This is a genomic window from Williamsia limnetica (genome assembly GCF_003217475.1).
GTDB classification, from domain to species: Bacteria; Actinomycetota; Actinomycetes; order Mycobacteriales; family Mycobacteriaceae; genus Williamsia; species Williamsia limnetica.
Map to the genome: position 1 here is coordinate 124,553 of NZ_QJSP01000003.1, position 17,938 is coordinate 142,490.

Consider the following 17,938-nt stretch of genomic DNA (forward strand, 5'->3'; position numbering starts at 1 on the left):
CGAACTTACCAGCGGCCGGGTACTGCTCCGCTCACGTGATCGGCACCGCCGCAGACACCACCCGATCGGGTCGGATCAACACTGCCCGGGCTCCATTGGTGTTCAGCCATCGGCGCATCGCAGGTGTGAACGGCCCCAGGTCGCCGACCTCCACCTCCCGCGCACGCACCGATCGGGCGCGCCGCAGCAGCGCCGCATCAGCGTGCCCGTCGACGAGGAGAACGTAACCGCAGCCGAGGATTTCGTCGGACCGCCGAGACTCGCCGCCTGCATCGGGCGACGTGAACTGAGGAACCGGCCGTCCTACGATGCCCCGCGGACGACGTGCCCATGCGCGGAATCGGGAGCCCCGACGACCCACCGGCGGATAGATGAAGGCGGGGCCGACCGCCGCTGCTCCCGGTACGGAGTCGACCAGACGCATCGCTGCGTGAGCCACCGTCTGCGCGGGCATGCCGCGAACGCTCATCAGCGTTCCCACCACGGTCGCCGCGGCCACCGACCGCAGCACATGCGGCCTGCGTTCGGATTGATACGTCTCCAGTAGCCGCGCGTCTGCGCGGCCCCCGATGACCGCCGCCAGCTTCCACGCCAGGTTCATCGCGTCACGCTGACCCGCGCCGAGGCCCTGCCCGATGAACGGCGGCGTGAGATGCGCCGCGTCCCCGAGGACGAACAGCGGACCCGAGCGCCAGCGCCGACGGACGCGAGCGGCGTGCCGGTAGGTCGCTGTCCGGAGTATGTGCACGTCGTCGACGTCGGTCGGCAGGTGTGCGCGTACTGCCTTCAGCGCCCACGCCTCGTCCAGGTCGTCAACCTCGTCCGAATCGTCCATCTCATCCAGGTCGTCGCCACGATCCGGGAGCCGGAACTCCCAGCGGTATCTGTCTCGTCCGATACGCATGAACGTCGATGCCTGTGCTCCCGTACAGACCTGGTGCACGCCGGGCCACATGTGCAGTTCGGCGGCACAACGGACATCGACGACGAGCCAGCGTTGCCTGAAGCGAAGGTCGAACGCGTTGCGCCCGATAGCAGTTGACACAACGCTCGAGGCGCCGTCGCATCCCAGGACGAATCGCGGGGTGAGGATCTCGCTACCGTGCTCACTGCGCACCCTGAGTGTGGTCACCCCGTCGACGACCTCAACCGATTCGACGTCGACCCCCTCCCGGACGGTGATGGCGGGTTGCCGAGACACCGCGACGCGCAGCGCCCGCTCGAGGTCCGGTTGGTCGAACATCGTGCTCTGGCGCCAGCCGTGATATCCGTCGGGAGAGTCACGAACAAACCTCATCAACACCCGCATCTGGGCATCGACCAGGCGCATCCCCTCGGCGGGCCTGCCGTGCGGACCGAAATCGTCAGCCGCCCCGGCGCACTGCAGGATTCGGTACACCTCGTCGTCGATGTGGACGGCGCGAGGCAACGGGTACACCCCGCGGTGACGTTCGAGTATCGTGCTTTCGATTCCGTATCGCGCCAGCAGCGCGGCGGCCGTCAGACCGGTCGGGCCGGCGCCGACGATCACTACCTGGGAGGACACGACACAGTGGTTCCGGCAGTGGGCTCGGGTGGGTTCTGTTCGGTGTGAGTATGTTCGGGCTCAGTATGTTCGGGCTGAATATATTCTGGCGGAATGCGTGTGGGGCCGGCATTTTTGGGCGGGGCGTTCAGAGCCTTACTGATGCCCCTCGCTCCGTCCAGTCCCGACAGTTCTTTCGCCAACGCCCGCGCCCTCTCCCGGTAGCCGGGGTCGTCGAGGACTGTGCGCACTGCTCGGCGGATGGCTGTCGGCCTGGTCGACCGCAATCGAATTCCGGCGCCCGACCGCACGATGCGGGCCGCAACTTCGTTCTTGTCCTCCGTCGACCCCGCGACCACGATCGGGACCCCGTGTCGCAGCGCGAAGTGCACGCCACCCCAGCCGCCATTGGTCACCAGGACATCCGCGCGCGGCAGCAACGTGTCGAATGGAACGAACTCCGCGACGATGGAGTTGGCGCCGGGGGCACGCACCGTCTCGGCGGCGGGGCCACCCGTCGTCGCGATCACCAACGTACGAGTGTGCGCCAGCGCCGACAGTGTCGGTTCGATCAATCTGCCCATATCGCCGTTGTCGAGTGTGCCCTGTGTGACGACCACAACCGGGTCCGCACCGTCGAGCCGATGCCACCAGGCGGGAGCGGGAGCAGTTGTGCCGGCGGTGTCGAGCACCGGCCCGACGTAGTCCAGCCGGTCGTCGAGATCGCGCCGCGGATACTCGAACGACGGCGCGGTGAGGACGAAGATGTCATCGGCGAGCAGCGGCCAGTCGAGGATGAAAGTTCCCGCGTCGCGGCCGACGGCCTCCTGCACCGCGGCGTCGGCTTTTCGCTGTACCCGGCGCAACACCAGCGCTCGGGCAGCCGCGCTGAGCAGTTGGTTCCGACGCATCCCCCACCGCGTGCTCGACGGGGGCAGGCCTGGACCGAACGGCGCGGTGTCGCGGCTCGACGCCATCAGCGGCGAGGTGCACACAGTGCCTATGCGGGGCGTGTGGCCATCGCGGGCAGCCAAGGTGGGCAGCAACCCGAGGAAGAGGTTCTCGGCGAGCACCACGTCGATGGCCCGCTCGGAGAGAATTTTCGACACCGCCCGATGTTGATCGGCGATGTTCTCGACGAACAGGTTCTCGAGATCGTAGCGGGATCGAAGAATGCCGGGCAACCGGGATCGACCTGGGAATTCTCCGTCGAGGTCGCGATCATCGAAGTCCGAAGACACAGGCAGCGCAATATGTTCCAGCCCGGCCCTGCGAACCTTCTCCCGAAACCGGTTGCCCGTCAGCATCACAACCGTCGAACCGTCATCGACAAGTTGTTTACCGATGTTAATCATCGGTTGAACATGTCCGGTCAGCGGAGCGCTGCACAACAACACATTTCGCATCTGTCTACGTCATTCTCTTCGGGGAGTGACCCGATTGTCACATGACAACGGGCGTTTTCAGAATGCCGGACAGCACCTTCCGGCGTCGCCGTCGGACGAATGACCGACATCTCACGTCGATACGTGCTGTTCTCGACGGCTCACGGGTTGCCGAATCACATAAACGGACCTACGTTGGCGTCAGCCAAGTTTGCATCGAGACGAGACTAGTTTGCATCGCGGCGAGACTAGTTTGCATCGAGGCGAGACAACGGTTCTGCCAAGCATTTTGAGACGAGATTCGGAAATCATCCCATGGTCACCGCTTACGTAAACCAGATCAGCACCGCCGTTCCGGAACTGGACGTCCACGAGACCTTCGTCGAGTTCGCTCCACAGCTGATCGACGCGCGCGGAAAAATGCTCCTCTTCAAGAGGATGGCCGAGCGCGCCCACATCTCCCACCGCTGGTCTGCGGTCGAGGATCCGGTGACGTTCTACGGAGACAATCCGAGCGACATCGACACCGAGACCCGCATGATCGAGTACGAAGACAAGGCCCCCAAGCTCGCCCAACGTGCGGTGGACGGCCTCGACCTCGGGGCGTCCGCGGGCGACATCACCCACTTGGTGATCGTGACCTGCACCGGCTTCTACTCGCCCGGCATCGACTACGACATCATCGAGAACTGCGGAATCAGCCCCAACGTCGACAGGACGCAGATCGGCTTCATGGGGTGTTTCGCCGGAATCACCGGATTGAAGACCGCCAACAACATCGTCCGGGCCGACCCGAGCGCAAAAGTACTCCTGGTCAGCGTCGAGCTGTGCTCCGTGCATCTGCAAAAGCCCAAGTCCCTCGAATCCATGTTGTCATTTCTGATCTTCGGAGATGGCTGCGCGGCCGTTGTCATCTCCGCCGAGACCACCGGGATCGCACTCGACTCTTTCAAACAGGTGATGGTGCCGGACACCCGCGACCTCATCACCTGGCGGATCGGCAACGCCGGATACGACATGGTGCTGTCCGGCAAGGTGCCCGGCCAACTCGGTAGGGCGCTCAATCCCGAGAACCTGAAGCTGATCCTCGCCGGACGCACCCCGGACGACATCGATCTCTGGGCGATCCATCCCGGCGGCAGAACAATCCTCGATGCGGTCGAGAATGCCCTCGAACTCGACTCCGACGCACTCGCCGTCTCGCGCCATGTGCTCGACAATTACGGCAACATGTCGTCGGCAACGGTGCTCTTCGTTCTCGCCGAGATGATGAAGCGAGCCGCCGCTGGTGGCCCCACCGGCTTGGGCAGCGCCATGGCTTTCGGTCCCGGACTCACCGCAGAAACGATGCTGTTCCGGTTGGAGTGACCAACCTACCCCCGCCGACCGTGTCCTGATCACCACTCACTCACTCACCGCTTGCGGCGCCGTCCCTTACCCGGGTCGGGGCGAACCCTGTCTGCAGTCTCGACAGACTTCATGACGACCGCTTGTGCCGCAGCGTCTTCTGCGTCGAGCCTTCGCAGAACGATGTGCTGCTGCGCCAGTGTCCAGCAATTGTTGGCCAGCCAATAGAGCAGGATGGCAATCGGCAGGAACGGGCCTCCCACGATCGCTCCCGCCGGAAAGGCCCACACGGCAAGCCGATTGATCAACACCGACTGAGGTGAGTCGGACGCATCCGCGCCGCGGGCGCGGTTCGCCCGAGCGGTGATGTGCGTCGCGACTGCCGCCGCCACCATCAACGGGATCGCCACCAGCGCAATTGCCAGACGGCTCACGTCACCGAATGCCTCGAGTTGCTCACCGGGCATCGTGATCATTGCGGACAAGGGTGCTCCGAACAACTTTGCATCGAGAAAAGACTGAACATCCGACGCCGAGAAGATGTAGTTCGGCGTGTCGACGTTCTGCTCGATCGTCATCGGATTCGATCCGAAAAAGGGCAGGTAGGCGCCGCCGGCTGTCTGGTCGAACGAACGCAGGACGTGATACAACCCGAAAAAGACAGGGATCTGGATCAATACGGGCAGGCATCCGAGCATGGGGTTGACGCCGTTGGCTCGCTGCAACTCCTGCATCTTCGCCGCGAGCTTGCGCCGGTCTCCTCGGTGCGTCCGTCGCAACTCTTCGATCTGCGGTTGCAGCTTCTTCATGTCGCGTTGGGTGCGCATCTGTTTGACGAAGGGGCGAATCAGTGCCACCCGAATGGTGAACACCAAGAAGATCACCGCCAGCGACCACCCGATTCCGCTGTCGGGGCTGTGCAGGATGAAGGCAAAGATCTTGTGCCAGAACCACAAGATGGCGGACACGGGATAGCAGATCAGATCGAGCATGGAAGGAACCTCACTATGAGGCGCGCGTGGCTGGGCTCCGGAGCGAGCACGGATGCACTGCGACGACGCGGCGATGGCCTACGAGGAAGAAAGATCTCGCGTCGACCGGCCGCACAACGAAATTAGGCCGGTCGCAGGCAACTTCCGGGTGCTCGAGGCCGTGGACGGCCATCGGTGTCAGGATTGGTCTGCCGCCGGAATGAGCCCCGCAGGCACCGCTCGTCACTGGCCGGACCGGTATGTCCGACGACAACGAGCACCAGCACATCGCGCATCCGATGCAGTGCAATGGCAGAGACCAGAAGAAGGGCCACCGAGGCGCCGACGGCAACGAGGCCTGCCTGGTTGTCCAGCGCGATGGGGGCGATCACAGCAAAGAACGTCCCGATGACGAAAGCGAGCATCCACCTGCTCAGCGCGCTCGCCCCATCGGTCATGGATGAGAACATACCGTATGGGCCAGATCGGCAATCACGTCTCGTCGACTCCGCGTGCACCTAGACGAAGATGTTCGATGTGATAGATCGCCTCGTCCAGCAACGCCGCGACGTGATCGTCGTACAGCGAGTAGACGACGCTGCGGCCCGCCCGGGTCCCACGGACCAGTCCCAGCGCCCTGAGCAGCCGGAGCTGGTGCGACACCGCGGACTGCTCCATCCCGACGGCCTCGGCCAATTCACCAACAGAACAGTCACTCTGGCGTAGACGCGTCAGCATCATCAGCCGACTCGGCGTTGCGAGGGCCTGCAGGGTCTCGGCCACGGTCGCCGCATTTGCCGCGTCGAGCGCGGTCGCCGGGATGACGGCGTTGTGCAACGGTCCGTGTGCCATGTCGACATCTTAGACTCTACCGCATATATGAATAGCTCATCATATGTGCGGTAGTCTGCACGACATGAATGTTCTCGCACCCACGAACGTGGCAACTGCGCTCGCGCAGCGAGTTCGCACACCCCGCTTCGATCGGCTGTGGTCGGTCACCGAGTTTCGCTGGGCAACCGCATCCCTCGCCCTGTGCATCGCCGGAGGTGTTGCACAACTGTCCGGGTCCGCGCCTTGGATCTGGTGGACGCTCTACCTGGCCTGCTACGCCGCGGGCGGGTGGCAGCCCGGCTTGGAAGGGTTGCAAGCTCTGCGTCATCGAGTACTCGACGTCGACCTCCTGATGGTCGTCGCCGCGATCGGCGCGGCCGGCATCGGCCAGGTGTTCGACGGCGCACTGCTCATCGTCATCTTCGCGACGTCCGGCGCGCTCGAAGCGGTGGCTACCTCACGAACTGCCAACTCTGTCCGTGGACTCCTCGACCTCGCGCCGCAGCAGGCCACCCTGGTCACCTCCGATGGCGCGGAGGCACGCGTGTCGTGCCGCCGGCTACGCGTCGGCGACCACATCTTGGTCCGACCGGGTGAACGCATCGGGGCCGACGGACACGTGATCGAGGGTGCAGGAGAGGTCGATCAGGCCTCGATCACCGGAGAACCCATGCCGGAACGAAAAGGACCTGGCGACAACGTGTTCGCAGGCACCCTCAACGGGAGCGGCGCCCTCCGGGTCGAGGTCGGACGCGATCCGTCCGACACCGTCATGGCCCGGATCGTGGCGATGGTCGACGCGGCATCCGCGACGAAGGCGACCACCCAACTGTTCATCGAGAAGTTCGAGCAACGGTATTCGGTCGGCGTGGTGGTCGCCACGCTGGCGCTGTTTGCAATCCCGTTGTCGTTCGGTGCCGACCTGCAGCCAACCCTGCTGCGCGCCATGACCTTCATGATCGTGGCATCACCGTGTGCCGTGGTGCTCGCGACCATGCCGCCGCTGTTCTCGGCCATCGCGAACGCCGGCAGACACGGGGTGCTGGTCAAATCCGCAGTGGTGATGGAGCAACTGGGATCAGCCACCGTCGTGGCATTCGACAAGACCGGCACGCTCACGAAAGGCGCACCGGTTGTGGTCGATGTCGTCGTCGACGCCGGATGGCCCCGCGACCGGGTGATGACGCTTGCCGCTGCGGCCGAAGCATCCAGCGAACACCCGGTAGGGCGGGCCATCGTCGCAGCAGCGCGCTCTTCCGATATCCCGATCCCCTCGGCGACCGCCTTCCTCGCACATGCCGGCCTTGGCGTCACCGCGACCGTCGGCGACCACCGGGTCGAGGTGTCACACCCGCGCCGTTCCCTTCCCGAGACCTTGCGACACGCCGTCAGCGACGCCGAAAGAAAAGGCCACACCGCGGTTCTCGTCTCGATCGACTCAGCGCCACGCGCTGTGGTCGCACTGCGGGACGAGGTGCGCGCCGACGCGGCAACCACCGTGTCGCGGGTGAAGAAACTGACCGGCAACGACCCCATTCTGCTGACCGGGGACAACGTCGTCGCGGCCCGGGACCTGGCTGCAGCGGTCGGGATCGTCGACGTGCGAGCGGAGTTACTCCCCCATCACAAGGTGGAGGCCGTCGCCGACGCTGTCGAGGCAGGCGAGCAGGTTGTGGTGGTCGGCGACGGAGTCAACGATGCCCCGGCGCTGGCTGCCGCGCACTGCGGAATTGCCATGGGCGGCAGCGGTAGCGATCTCACCATCGACACCGCCGACGCGATCGTGGTCCGTGACGATCTCAGCGCCGTGCCGGCAGTGATCGCGTTGTCACGCAAAGCACGCCGGGTGGTGTTCGCCAACCTCGCGATCGCCGCCGGGTTCATCACATTTCTGGTGCTCTGGGACGTGTTCGGCCATCTGCCGCTGCCACTGGGCGTCGCCGGACACGAAGGCTCCACCATTGTGGTGGCACTCAACGGCCTCCGACTGCTACGCGACAAGGCGTGGGAAGACAACTGACCGGATCGCCTGGCCCGGGCCGGCGAAAGGAACGCCCTCGAGTGCGGCGGGTCAGGCCTCGGACAGGCGACGACGATACGCCGCCACGTGGGCCCGGTTGGCGCAACCACCATCGCTGCAGAACCGTCGTGATCGGTTGCGCGAGAAGTCGACGAACACCGATTCGCAGTCATCGCCGGCACAGGTCTTGAGTCGTTCGAGTTCGCCGGTACGGATGAGGTCGATGAGCGCCATGGCGTTCTCCGCCGCCATCCGGTCGGCCAGTGGAGCCTCGGCGTCGGTCACGTGGATGTGCCAGTCCCAGTTGTCATGCCGACTCAAGTACGGACGGGCGTCGGCTTCACGGAGTATGTCGTTGACCTCTCGAGCCACATCGTCGACCTCCATGGACCACAGGGTGTCGAGGCGTTTGCGCAGCTTCCGCACGGCCCCCAGCTCGGCATCGTCACCGTCGCGTCGACCCGAATAGCCCTGCTCATCGAGGTACTCACTGAGCTGCGACAGGCTGGTCATGGTGTCGCCGTCGTTGCGCCCGGTGTTGATCAGCGCGGCTGTTGCGACCAACGCAAGATCGGTGTCATGAGCAAAAAGCATTTGACTCCTTACGGGCGATCGGCTTCACTGTAAGGAGTGTAATCGATATTGGTACTGACTTGCCACCGACTGCCCCGAGGAGAACCAGGTGAGCGACCCATCCCCACCGGGAACCGCCCGAAAACCTGCGTACGGCGTGCTGGTCGCGGTCACCTCTGCCGTCTGCTTCGGCACCTCGGGCCCGCTCGCCAAAAGTCTCATCGACAGCGGATGGTCATCGGCCGCGGTGACCGCAGTCCGCCTCGGTCTGGGTTCCCTACTGCTCGTGATACCGCTTGTTCTTCTGCGGCGCAGACTCTTTCGTGAACTCGCCAAATCTCCTCTGCTGGTGATCGCATACGGCGTACTGGGCGTCGCGGTGGTGCAACTGAGCTTCTTCAACGCCGTCCGCTACCTCGACGTCCCCGTCGCACTGCTGATCGAGTACTCCGGGCTGATCCTCGTCGTCGCCTACGACTGGCTGATCCGCGGCCGGACACCCACCATTCTGACCAGTTTCGGTTGCGTCACCGCACTCGCGGGCCTGGTCATGGTCATCCTCGGGGGCAGTGGGATCGGCGACATCGATCCGGTCGGTCTGATCTGGGCGATCGTCGCAGGTGTGGGCTTGGCAGGCTACTTCATCCTTGCCACCGAAGACTTCTCGCGTTCCGGCGGGAGCGTTGATCCGCTCGCACTCGCCGCGGGCGGACTCATGCTCGGCACCGTCGTGATCGCCGTCGCGGGGGCCGTCGGCCTGCTGCCGATGTCGATGAGCACCACCTCCCCCGTACTCGCCGACACCGCGGTGCCGTGGTGGCTCGTCGCATTGGCCATCGCGGGGATCTCGACGAGCCTCGCGTACGTCACCGGCGTCACGGCGGTTCGCCTACTCGGGGCGACCCCGGCATCGTTTGTCGCATTGATCGAGGTGGTCGCATCGGCGGCAGCGTCGTGGTGGCTGCTCGGCCAGACGATGGCCGCCGCTCAACTGGTCGGCGCCGCAGTCTTGCTCGCAGGACTCGTCGCGGTCAACTTCGGCGGCAGACCTCGCGCCACCTCTGACGACCTGTCACTCGACAACCCCTCACTCGACAACATCGAGGGCGGCCGCGACGATGCCGTCGGCATCGATCCCGTGATAGGCGTAGACGTCCGCGAGCGACCCGGTCTGACCAAAACGACTGACCCCTAACGCAGTTCCCGCTACGCCGTTGATGGTCGGGAGAAAGGCGAGGGTGTGTGGATGCCCGTCCAGCACGGTCACCATCGGCGCCGCGCGGTGTGTGGCAAAGATCTGGTCGAGAATCCAGGTCGGCGCATCACCATGACCGCGACGGGCCTGCAGCGCCTCGAACAACAGACCCGGACTGGTCACGCAGATCACCTCGGCGGACACTCCCTGTTTCTCCAGACGGTCCGCTGCCGCAAGGGTTTCGGTGATCACCGCACCCATCCCGACCAGGGTCACCGCAGGCTGCCGCACGTGTCGCACGATGTAAGCGCCTGCCACCACCTGACGACGCCGACGCTCGCGGGCCGCCGGATCGTCCGGCACCGCGGCGAGCGCCTGACTCACGGGGCGAGTCGACAAGCGCAGATAGGACGACAATCCGCTCGGTCTGCCCAACCGCGCGATACACGACAAGAGCACCCACTCCGCGTCGAGCGCGAACGCCGGTTCATAGCTCACGCAGTCGGGCTGCTCGAGGCCGATCGACGGTGTGGTGATCGATTGATGCGCACCACCTTCAGCGGCAAGTGTCACCCCAGACGGAGTGCCGACCAGGATCGATTGACCGCCCGCGTAGATACCGTACGACCACGGTTCCAGCGCCCGTCCGACAAACGGGTCGTACAACACCCCGATCGGGAACAGCGGCTGGCCCCACCTGCTCCACGTCGCGCCGAGTTCGCCGATCAATCCCACCAGATTTGTCTCGGCGATCCCGAGTTCCATGTGCTGGCCGGTCGGATTCTCGGTCCAGTGCATCATCGTCTGCGCGTCGTCAGCGAACCAGTCGCGTCGTTCACTGGTCGACCAGACACCCACCTTGTTCAACCAACCCGCCAGGTTCGTCGTCGAACTGACATCCGGACTGACCGTCACCACACGCTCGGCGACCGCAGGCGACTCACGGGTGAGATCGAGCAGTGCCCTGCCCAGCGCGGCCTGAGTCGTGGACGTTCCCGACGGAGTGCGGCCGAAATCGGTCGGCACCGGCGGAGGAGCAGACGCCGGAACCGGTTCACGCCGCAGGGCCTCTGCGGTCCGCACGCACAGTCGCCCGGCATCGCTCGACGCATCGAAACGGAGCCACGGCCGTTCCGGGTCCATTCCCAACTGTCCGGCGAAATCAGCGAATTGCTCGACCGTCAACAGTGAGGAATGGTTCTGAGGATGGCCCTCGGTGGGCAGCGCGTGCCCCTTGATGGTGTACGCGATGACAATCGTCGGCCTGGTGTCATCGATCTGCGCGAACGCCTGGCCCAACGCATCGAGATCATGACCACCGAGGTTGCGGATCGCACTGAGCAGCGTGGAATCGTCGAGGTCGGCGATGATCGTCGCAACCGCATCCGCTCCCGGACCGTCCCCCGGCAACCTGGAACGCACCGCCTCGGCGTCACACCGCAGCAACCGTTGGTACTCGGGATTCGACATCTGCACGATGCGAGCTCTCAGCGCGTCACCACCGGGTCGCGCGAACAGCGATTCGAGAATCGCGCCGAATTGAACGGTGATGACCTGCCATCCGGCCGCGGAGAACATCTTCTCCAATCGACCGGCAGCGATGTTCGGGACCACCCGGTCCAACGACTGCCGATTCATGTCGACGATCCAGACGATCTCGCCCATCTCCGCCACCGATGGATCACCTATCGCTTCCCAGACGGCGCCCTCGTCGAGTTCCGCATCACCCACGAGCGAATACTGCCTCCCCGTACCCGCACCGCCGAACGTCGTCTCGACGTATCTGCGCGCCATCGCGCCCCAGATGGGCGCGGTGGCACCGATCCCCACCGAGCCGGTCGAATAGTCCACCGGATCCGGATCCTTGACGCGACTGGGGTAACTCTGCAGGCCCCCGAACTCGCGCAAGGTCGTCAGATACTTCTCCTCGAGTTCACCCAGCAGGTAGTTGATCGCGTGCAACACCGGCGAGGCGTGCGGCTTCACCGAGACCCGATCTCCCGGGCGCAGGTGCTCGAACCACAGCGCTGTCATGATCGAGGTGATCGACGCGCACGACGCCTGATGGCCACCGACTTTCATGCCGCTCTCGTTCGGCCGAATCCGGTTGGCGTGGTGAATGATAGACGTCGCGGTCCAGAGCACCCGTTGTTCGATGTCCCGCAACGCCGCTGCGTGGTCGGAATCGTGTGACGACGTAGCGTCCACGGGGGCCTCGGCTTCGTCTGTCATACGGTGATCCTGCCCTGCCTCGAAGGACTCGGGCAAGGGCCCGGGCCTCGGACGTGCACTGGTTTGCGGTCGCCCTGGCCGGGTACACCCCAGTGTCATTCCCGCATGAACCGAAGCGGGAGTGCGTACGCGAAACCAAAGGAGCTCTATCGTGGCGAAAATTCTGTTCGTGGTGACCGGAGCCAAGCACTGGACACTGGCCGACGGCTCCCAGCATCCGACCGGCTTCTGGGCCGAGGAGTTCGTCGCACCCTACGATGCGTTCACCGAAGCCGGGCACGAGGTGGTGGTCGCCACCCCCGGTGGTGTCGTCCCGGTGGTGGACGAGGGCAGCCTGAGCGCCGAAATGAACGGCGGCAAGGAGAACGCCGATGCGATCGCTGAGAAGGTTCGATCGAACTCTGCCCTGAAACAACCGATTTCACTGGATGCGGTGGCCCTTGACGACTACATTGCAGTGTTCTATCCCGGCGGCCACGGGCCCATGGAAGATCTGGCTGTCGATCCGACCTCGGGTGCATTGCTGAACGACGTGATCGATTCAGGCAAGCCGCTCGGCGTGGTGTGCCATGCTCCCGCCGCGTTCCTGGCTGCGAAGCGGGCCGACGGTTCTCCTACGTTCACCGGGTACCAGGTCACCGGGTTCTCCAATGCCGAGGAAGATCAGGCAGGCCTGGCCGACAAGGCGAAATGGCTACTGCAGGACCGACTGGTGGAACTCGGCGTCGACTACCAGGAGGGCGAGCCCTGGGCACCGAAGGTCGTCGTCGACCGCACCCTCTTCACGGGCCAGAACCCCGCATCGTCGGCACCACTCGCCGAAAAGATCCTGTCGGCCCTCGCCTGACACCGATCGCGGCCACCGGCATGGCGGCGTCCCACCCCTCGCGGAATTAAACGGACCGTGGTTTCATTTAACCTGTCATGAAGAACATCGGATTCCTTTCCTTCGGGCACTGGTCTGACTCGCCCGGCTCGCAGACCCGGTCGGCGGGCGATACGTTGCTGCAGTCGATCGACCTCGCGGTCGCCGCCGAAGAGCTCGGCGCGGACGGTGCATATTTCCGTGTGCACCACTTCGCCCGGCAACTCGCCTCACCGTTTCCGCTTCTGGCGGCAGTGGGCGCGAAGACCAACCGCATCGAAATCGGCACCGGCGTGATCGACATGCGCTACGAGAACCCGATGTACATGGCCGAGGACGCCGGGGCCGCCGATCTCATCTCCGAAGGCCGACTACAGCTGGGCATCAGCAGAGGATCCCCCGAGCAGGTGATCAACGGCTACCAATATTTCGGCTATGTGCCGGGTGATGAGACCACAGATGCCGACATGGCGCGTGAACACACTGACGTCTTCCTCAAGGTCATCGAGAACGCGAAGTTCGCGCAGCCCAATCCGTCACCGATGTTCCCGAATCCGCCGGGAGCACTGGGCATCGAGCCGCAGTCCCCGGGCCTGCGGGACCGTATCTGGTGGGGCGCCGGCAGTCGCGCCACCGCAGAATGGACCGCCCAGCAGGGAATGAATTTGATGAGCTCAACGCTCTTGACCGAAGACACCGGGGTCCCGTTCCACCAATTACAAGCCGAGCAGATCTCCCTGTTCCGTGAGGCCTGGAAAACTGCGGGCCACGTGCGGGAGCCACGAGTGTCGGTGAGTCGCAGCATCTTCGCACTCACAGACGATCGTGATCGCGCCTACTTCGGCCGCGGTGGCGACGACGCCGATCAGGTCGGTGTCATCGACGGCGGAATCGCCAGGTTCGGCCGGAGCTACGCCGACGAGCCCGATCGGCTCATCGAGCAACTCCGAGAGGACGAGGCCATCGCGGCGGCCGATACCCTGCTGCTGACCGTCCCGAATCAGCTCGGTGTCGAGTACAACGCCCACGTCATCGAATCGATCCTCGAGCACGTCGCCCCGGCACTCGGCTGGCGCTGACGTCGGATCCCCGATTTGTCCGGGGAAACGCCGAACCCAACCGAGGCCTGAAGTTGCTCGAGCACCGAACTACTGTCCGTCAAATCTTCGAAGAGATGGCGGCGCAGTATTCGATTTGTTCCGGACGCCTTTCATGCTCATCACGTCTCTACCGCTGATGAGCGCAACGATCATGCCCGCGGCATCAGCGATGGAGCGTGAGCAACGACTCATCTCGGCATCTTGGCTGGATCCGAGCCTTCAGATGTCGTGTTTTGACGATCGGGAACTATCTTTCAATAGCGACATCAGCCGAGAAGGATCGTGTTATTCCGAATCGAAACCCCGCAGCGTACAACGATTTTCACACTCATTGAACGCTGCAGCTGGTTTCATGTTGCCGCGGGTCGATCTCATGAAGACTCACCAAGTCGATCTACTTACTCCACCGATACCCGGCCAGTAGACCGAACGTAGTACAGATCAACGCCGCGACCCGCTATTGTTGACAAAGAACCAGACAACCGCTAATCCAAAAGGACGTGCAGCCGAAGTGGCAACAGTAACTCGATTCGAATTCGTCGACGACATCGACGGCAAACCCCTCGACGTAGAAGATGTCAACGTCGTTCAGTGGGCCTGGCTGGGCGTCGAGTACGAATTCGAGACCAGCACAGCGAATCTCGATCGCATCGAAAACGGCCGCCTCCCCGTCTCCACTCTGCTCGCGAAGTCGCGTCGCACCGGCGGGCGCAAGAAATCGCCCTCTCAGAGTTCCGCATCGAAGCCGGCCACGTCGGCCGGCGGCACCGATACCAAAGCCATCCGTGAATGGGCCCAGCAGAACGGGTACGAGGTCTCCGACCGCGGCCGCATCCCTGCCAACATCGTCGAAGCGTTCACCAGCGCGCACTGATACACCCGCGTCTGGAATAAGCTGATCGACCACCGGCCGGCCGGTTCGACCCTGATGATCAGAGTCGGATCGGCCGGCTTTTTCGTGCGCCGAATGCGGATACGAGTACTCCGTTGACCCTCCGCCACAAAAGCACACCGTTGCGTTAAAAGCACACGATCAAACGTGTGATTGTGACTCAACGGTGTGCATCCGTGTCAGATGCCCTGGCCTGCCACCTTGCCACGGGTATACCCACTAGGGGTATATTCTGAGAACGGAGGAGGCTTATCGGCATGAATGACGCAACAGCACGATTCAGGAGGGCGAGCGCGGCAGTGGTCATCGCGTTCGGCGTTCTGCTGCTGCATTCATTGCCGATGACTCATCCTCCGGGAGGCCACAGCGCCGGCCAACAACTTCACGCTTCGGCACCTGCCGGCGAACAACCTGGCGCGGCGCCGGCAACAGTCACCCACCAGGCCGGCACCGCACACACCCTGACCGCGACGATGTCGTCCGGCGTCGAGAGTACGACCCACGTGCCCATGGCGATGTGTATGGCCATGGTGACAGCCGTCGCGGCACTGCTGGTCATCTGGCATCTCTCACCAGACAGTGACCAGAACGCCGCCGCCCGATCCCGGAGCACCGGGGTCGGACGGCACCTGTCCCGCGCTCCCCCGTGGGCAGGCCCCACGCTCGAGAAGTTGTCGATACTGCGGATCTGACAGGCGCTCACCGACTTCGGTGAGGTGCCACAGAGATGTACCTGCGGGCAGCCCTGCCCGCTCCACAACGCAGTTCCGCACTACTTTTCGAGGAGATCCACCATGCGTATGTCCTATTCCACCCGCGTCCGGCTTGCCGTTCCCGCTCTCGCCGCCACCGCACTGATCGTGGTGTCCGGTTGCAGTGATGATGGTGGCCACGACATGGACTCGATGACCAGCCATTCGATGCCCGATTCGGCGACCGCAGCACCGTCGACGGCCGACGATTCCGCCGAGTTCAACGACGCAGACGTCGCCTTCGCGTCCGACATGTATCCCCACCATGCCCAAGCCGTGGAGATGGCCCGATTGGTGACCGGCCGCAGCTCCAACCCCGACATCGTGAGCTTGGCCGGTGCGATAGCAGCCGCTCAGGCCCCCGAGATGGATCAGCTGTCGCGCTGGCTACAGGCTTGGGGTCAGCCCACCCCGACCTCAGCGCCGCCCGCAGACATGACCGGTACAGATCATGGGGGCCACGGCATGAGCGCGATGATGTCGGACCAAGACATGGCCGACCTGACGTCGAAGACCGGCACCGAGTTCGACCAGGCGTGGGTCGCCATGATGATCGAGCATCACGCCGGCGCCATCGATATGGCGAGGACCGAGCTGGCGAAAGGCACCAATCCGGACGCAAAGGCAATGGCAGAGAACATCATCCGCACGCAACAGTCTGAGATCACCGCAATGAGAGCGCTGCAGACCAAGTAGCAACGACATACTGACCGGCCGGGTGCCACATCCGTGTGGCTCCTGGCCGGTCGGTCGCCGACTTCAGTCAGACGGTTGCGCCTCCAGGTGCACCGCGTCGCCGCCCGAGGGTTCCGTTTCGAAAACCTCTCGGTTGAAGATCATCAATTTCACGAAATAGAGTCCGCCTGCGGCGACCAATCCGAGCACGATCAGGACGGGAACACGGGCTTCCTCCGGCGTCACGAGAACGAAGATCGCTGCTGCCACCCAGATCAGCGCCACAACCGCGACAGGCACTTCGAAACGGCCGAGGCTGAATCCGCCTTCTTTGACCTCCAGTCGTTTTCGTACCACGAGGTACAAGATGACGATCCCGCCGTAGATGATGGCCGGCAACACGGTGCCACCGACGAGCAGCTCGATCAGCGCATCACCCGGTAGCGCAACCATGAGGACCACACCGATCACCAGAACGAGGACCGTCGCGAAAATCGGGGTCTGCGTCCGGGGATTCACCCTCCGCAGCAACTTGTGTGCCGGAAAACGCGCGTCTCGGGCCATGGCGAACGCCTGCCTCGAGCAGGCTGCCAACACCACCATCCCGCCTCCGAATATCGCGAACACGATGACTGCCAGAAGGATTCGCTCAGCCACCGGTCCGAGCTGATCCCGGATGATGGCCGCTACCGGGGAACCATCGGCGCTCACCTTGGTCACGTCTTCGATCGCGACCGTCAGCGCGATCAGGAACACGAGGCCGGCAATGGCGGCTGCGAGGACTGATCCGACGATCGCACGCGGCACACTACGGAACGGGTCTTTCGCCTCCTCGGCAAGATTGGCTGCCGAGTCGAATCCGACCAGGGTGGTCATGCCCATCAGCATCCCGGCCATCAAACCGCCACCGACCGCGAAGTAGTTGGCCTCGCCCTCGGTGACCCCACGCGAGGTCAGATTGCCGACATCGCCGCTGCTGGTGAACACCACAACTGCGGCCAACGCGAGCACCAAGACCACGACGATCCCGATCTCCGCCGCCACCGCACCTGCGGTGATCATGCCGAGCAATCGCGTCGAGGCAATCACCATCACCACTTGGATGACCAGGACCACCACCGTGATGATGCGGGCGGTGTCTTCGTTCTCATCCATCCCGACCAGCGGCATGAACGCCTGACTCGCCAGCGCACTGTCCATCGCCACGACTGCGGTGGCCAGGTACCAGAACGTGAGCCACCCGAACAACCAACCGACCTTGGGATTCGCAAGACGGGAGGCCCACTGATAGGACGAGCCGCTCAACGCGATCCGGGCGGCGAACTGCGCCACCACCAGAGCAACCAGGGTCTGCCCGATTGCGGCGATCACCCACAGCCAGATGCCGACGGGTCCGGCTGTCGTCAACACCTGTCCGTACGTCGCGAAGACGCCCACGGCGACTGAGATGAACGCGAAGGAGATCGCAAAAACCTGGAACCCCCCGAGGGTTCGCTTCAATTCGGTGGCGGAAGTGCCGCCATGCGGCTCATTGCTCGAGTTCGTGTCGTCGGCCAGGGATTGTGCCACCGT

16 protein-coding genes are annotated in these 17,938 nt (G+C 64.0%); 8 read left to right on the plus strand and 8 right to left on the minus strand.

Features of this window, described 5'->3' with window-relative positions; all coding sequences use genetic code 11:
• Positions 1-31: 31 nt before the first annotated feature.
• Together DFR67_RS05595 and DFR67_RS05600 are read right to left on the minus strand one after the other, a co-directional pair.
• Complete coding sequence (locus tag DFR67_RS05595) at positions 32-1,546, minus strand: bifunctional 3-(3-hydroxy-phenyl)propionate/3-hydroxycinnamic acid hydroxylase (RefSeq protein ID WP_110468445.1); 1,515 nt, start codon at positions 1,544-1,546, stop codon at positions 32-34.
• Positions 1,531-2,880, minus strand: a complete 1,350-nt coding sequence (locus DFR67_RS05600; protein ID WP_110468446.1) for a nucleotide disphospho-sugar-binding domain-containing protein — start codon at positions 2,878-2,880, stop codon at positions 1,531-1,533. The genes DFR67_RS05595 and DFR67_RS05600 overlap by 16 nt, the downstream gene beginning before the upstream one ends.
• A gap of 345 nt (positions 2,881-3,225) precedes the next feature.
• On the opposite strand from DFR67_RS05600, the gene DFR67_RS05605 reads away from it, so the two are divergent.
• Entirely contained in the window at positions 3,226-4,278 is a 1,053-nt protein-coding gene (locus DFR67_RS05605) for a type III polyketide synthase (RefSeq protein WP_110468447.1), read from the plus strand.
• A 44-nt stretch (positions 4,279-4,322) separates the two neighbouring features.
• Here DFR67_RS05605 and yidC read toward each other — a convergent pair whose 3' ends face one another.
• The 3 genes from yidC to DFR67_RS05620 form a co-directional block, all read right to left on the minus strand.
• Positions 4,323-5,249, minus strand: coding sequence for a membrane protein insertase YidC (gene yidC, locus DFR67_RS05610; RefSeq protein WP_110468448.1), 927 nt, complete (start codon positions 5,247-5,249; stop codon positions 4,323-4,325).
• A gap of 122 nt (positions 5,250-5,371) precedes the next feature.
• Positions 5,372-5,686 carry a DUF6412 domain-containing protein gene (locus DFR67_RS05615; protein WP_146240379.1) on the minus strand — a complete coding sequence of 105 codons (315 nt, stop codon included), beginning with the start codon at positions 5,684-5,686 and terminating at the stop codon, positions 5,372-5,374.
• Between the two features lie 34 nt (positions 5,687-5,720).
• Positions 5,721-6,080 (minus strand): ArsR/SmtB family transcription factor, encoded by a 360-nt coding sequence (locus tag DFR67_RS05620; RefSeq protein WP_110468450.1) that lies wholly within the window; start codon positions 6,078-6,080, stop codon positions 5,721-5,723.
• Positions 6,081-6,144: 64 nt separating this feature from the next.
• Between DFR67_RS05620 and DFR67_RS05625 the strand changes: the two genes are divergently transcribed.
• Positions 6,145-8,082 carry a heavy metal translocating P-type ATPase gene (locus DFR67_RS05625; RefSeq protein ID WP_110468451.1) on the plus strand — a complete coding sequence of 646 codons (1,938 nt, stop codon included), beginning with the start codon at positions 6,145-6,147 and terminating at the stop codon, positions 8,080-8,082.
• A 51-nt stretch (positions 8,083-8,133) separates the two neighbouring features.
• Here DFR67_RS05625 and DFR67_RS05630 read toward each other — a convergent pair whose 3' ends face one another.
• Positions 8,134-8,676: a CGNR zinc finger domain-containing protein gene (locus tag DFR67_RS05630; protein ID WP_110468452.1), complete on the minus strand. Its 543-nt coding sequence runs from the start codon at positions 8,674-8,676 to the stop codon at positions 8,134-8,136.
• Between the two features lie 88 nt (positions 8,677-8,764).
• On the opposite strand from DFR67_RS05630, the gene DFR67_RS05635 reads away from it, so the two are divergent.
• A complete protein-coding gene (locus DFR67_RS05635; protein ID WP_110468453.1) occupies positions 8,765-9,850 on the plus strand; it encodes an EamA family transporter in 1,086 nt (361 codons plus the stop codon).
• Here the strand turns inward: DFR67_RS05635 and DFR67_RS05640 are convergent.
• The gene (locus tag DFR67_RS05640) at positions 9,743-12,082 is read right to left on the minus strand and encodes a transketolase-like TK C-terminal-containing protein (RefSeq protein ID WP_110468454.1); all 2,340 of its coding nucleotides are present in this window, start codon (positions 12,080-12,082) and stop codon (positions 9,743-9,745) included. The genes DFR67_RS05635 and DFR67_RS05640 overlap by 108 nt on opposite strands.
• A 151-nt stretch (positions 12,083-12,233) precedes the next feature.
• Between DFR67_RS05640 and DFR67_RS05645 the strand changes: the two genes are divergently transcribed.
• The 5 genes from DFR67_RS05645 to DFR67_RS05665 all read left to right on the plus strand — a co-directional run bounded on the left by DFR67_RS05645 (position 12,234) and on the right by DFR67_RS05665 (position 16,387).
• Positions 12,234-12,929, plus strand: a complete 696-nt coding sequence (locus DFR67_RS05645) for a type 1 glutamine amidotransferase domain-containing protein (RefSeq protein WP_110468455.1) — start codon at positions 12,234-12,236, stop codon at positions 12,927-12,929.
• Between the two features lie 77 nt (positions 12,930-13,006).
• Entirely contained in the window at positions 13,007-14,026 is a 1,020-nt protein-coding gene (locus DFR67_RS05650) for an LLM class flavin-dependent oxidoreductase (RefSeq protein WP_110468456.1), read from the plus strand.
• A gap of 532 nt (positions 14,027-14,558) precedes the next feature.
• Entirely contained in the window at positions 14,559-14,921 is a 363-nt protein-coding gene (locus DFR67_RS05655) for a histone-like nucleoid-structuring protein Lsr2 (RefSeq protein ID WP_110468457.1), read from the plus strand.
• Positions 14,922-15,196: 275 nt separating this feature from the next.
• Positions 15,197-15,631, plus strand: a complete 435-nt coding sequence (locus DFR67_RS05660; RefSeq protein ID WP_110468458.1) for a DUF6153 family protein — start codon at positions 15,197-15,199, stop codon at positions 15,629-15,631.
• A 102-nt stretch (positions 15,632-15,733) separates the two neighbouring features.
• The gene (locus DFR67_RS05665; protein WP_245937748.1) at positions 15,734-16,387 is read left to right on the plus strand and encodes a DUF305 domain-containing protein; all 654 of its coding nucleotides are present in this window, start codon (positions 15,734-15,736) and stop codon (positions 16,385-16,387) included.
• A gap of 63 nt (positions 16,388-16,450) precedes the next feature.
• Here DFR67_RS05665 and DFR67_RS05670 read toward each other — a convergent pair whose 3' ends face one another.
• Complete coding sequence (locus DFR67_RS05670) at positions 16,451-17,923, minus strand: APC family permease (RefSeq protein WP_245937798.1); 1,473 nt, start codon at positions 17,921-17,923, stop codon at positions 16,451-16,453.
• Positions 17,924-17,938: the final 15 nt, after the last annotated feature.

Bases quoted from the DNA above. Each gene is read 5' to 3' on its own strand.
- DFR67_RS05600 (WP_110468446.1), bottom strand. From the start codon at position 2,880: ATGATTAACATCGGTAAACAACTTGTCGATGACGGTTCGACGGTTGTG.
- DFR67_RS05605 (WP_110468447.1), top strand. From the start codon at position 3,226: ATGGTCACCGCTTACGTAAACCAGATCAGCACCGCCGTTCCGGAACTG.
- yidC (WP_110468448.1), bottom strand. From the start codon at position 5,249: ATGCTCGATCTGATCTGCTATCCCGTGTCCGCCATCTTGTGGTTCTGG.
- DFR67_RS05615 (WP_146240379.1), bottom strand. From the start codon at position 5,686: ATGACCGATGGGGCGAGCGCGCTGAGCAGGTGGATGCTCGCTTTCGTC.
- DFR67_RS05620 (WP_110468450.1), bottom strand. From the start codon at position 6,080: ATGGCACACGGACCGTTGCACAACGCCGTCATCCCGGCGACCGCGCTC.
- DFR67_RS05625 (WP_110468451.1), top strand. From the start codon at position 6,145: ATGAATGTTCTCGCACCCACGAACGTGGCAACTGCGCTCGCGCAGCGA.
- DFR67_RS05630 (WP_110468452.1), bottom strand. From the start codon at position 8,676: ATGCTTTTTGCTCATGACACCGATCTTGCGTTGGTCGCAACAGCCGCG.
- DFR67_RS05640 (WP_110468454.1), bottom strand. From the start codon at position 12,082: ATGACAGACGAAGCCGAGGCCCCCGTGGACGCTACGTCGTCACACGAT.
- DFR67_RS05650 (WP_110468456.1), top strand. From the start codon at position 13,007: ATGAAGAACATCGGATTCCTTTCCTTCGGGCACTGGTCTGACTCGCCC.
- DFR67_RS05660 (WP_110468458.1), top strand. From the start codon at position 15,197: ATGAATGACGCAACAGCACGATTCAGGAGGGCGAGCGCGGCAGTGGTC.
- DFR67_RS05665 (WP_245937748.1), top strand. From the start codon at position 15,734: ATGCGTATGTCCTATTCCACCCGCGTCCGGCTTGCCGTTCCCGCTCTC.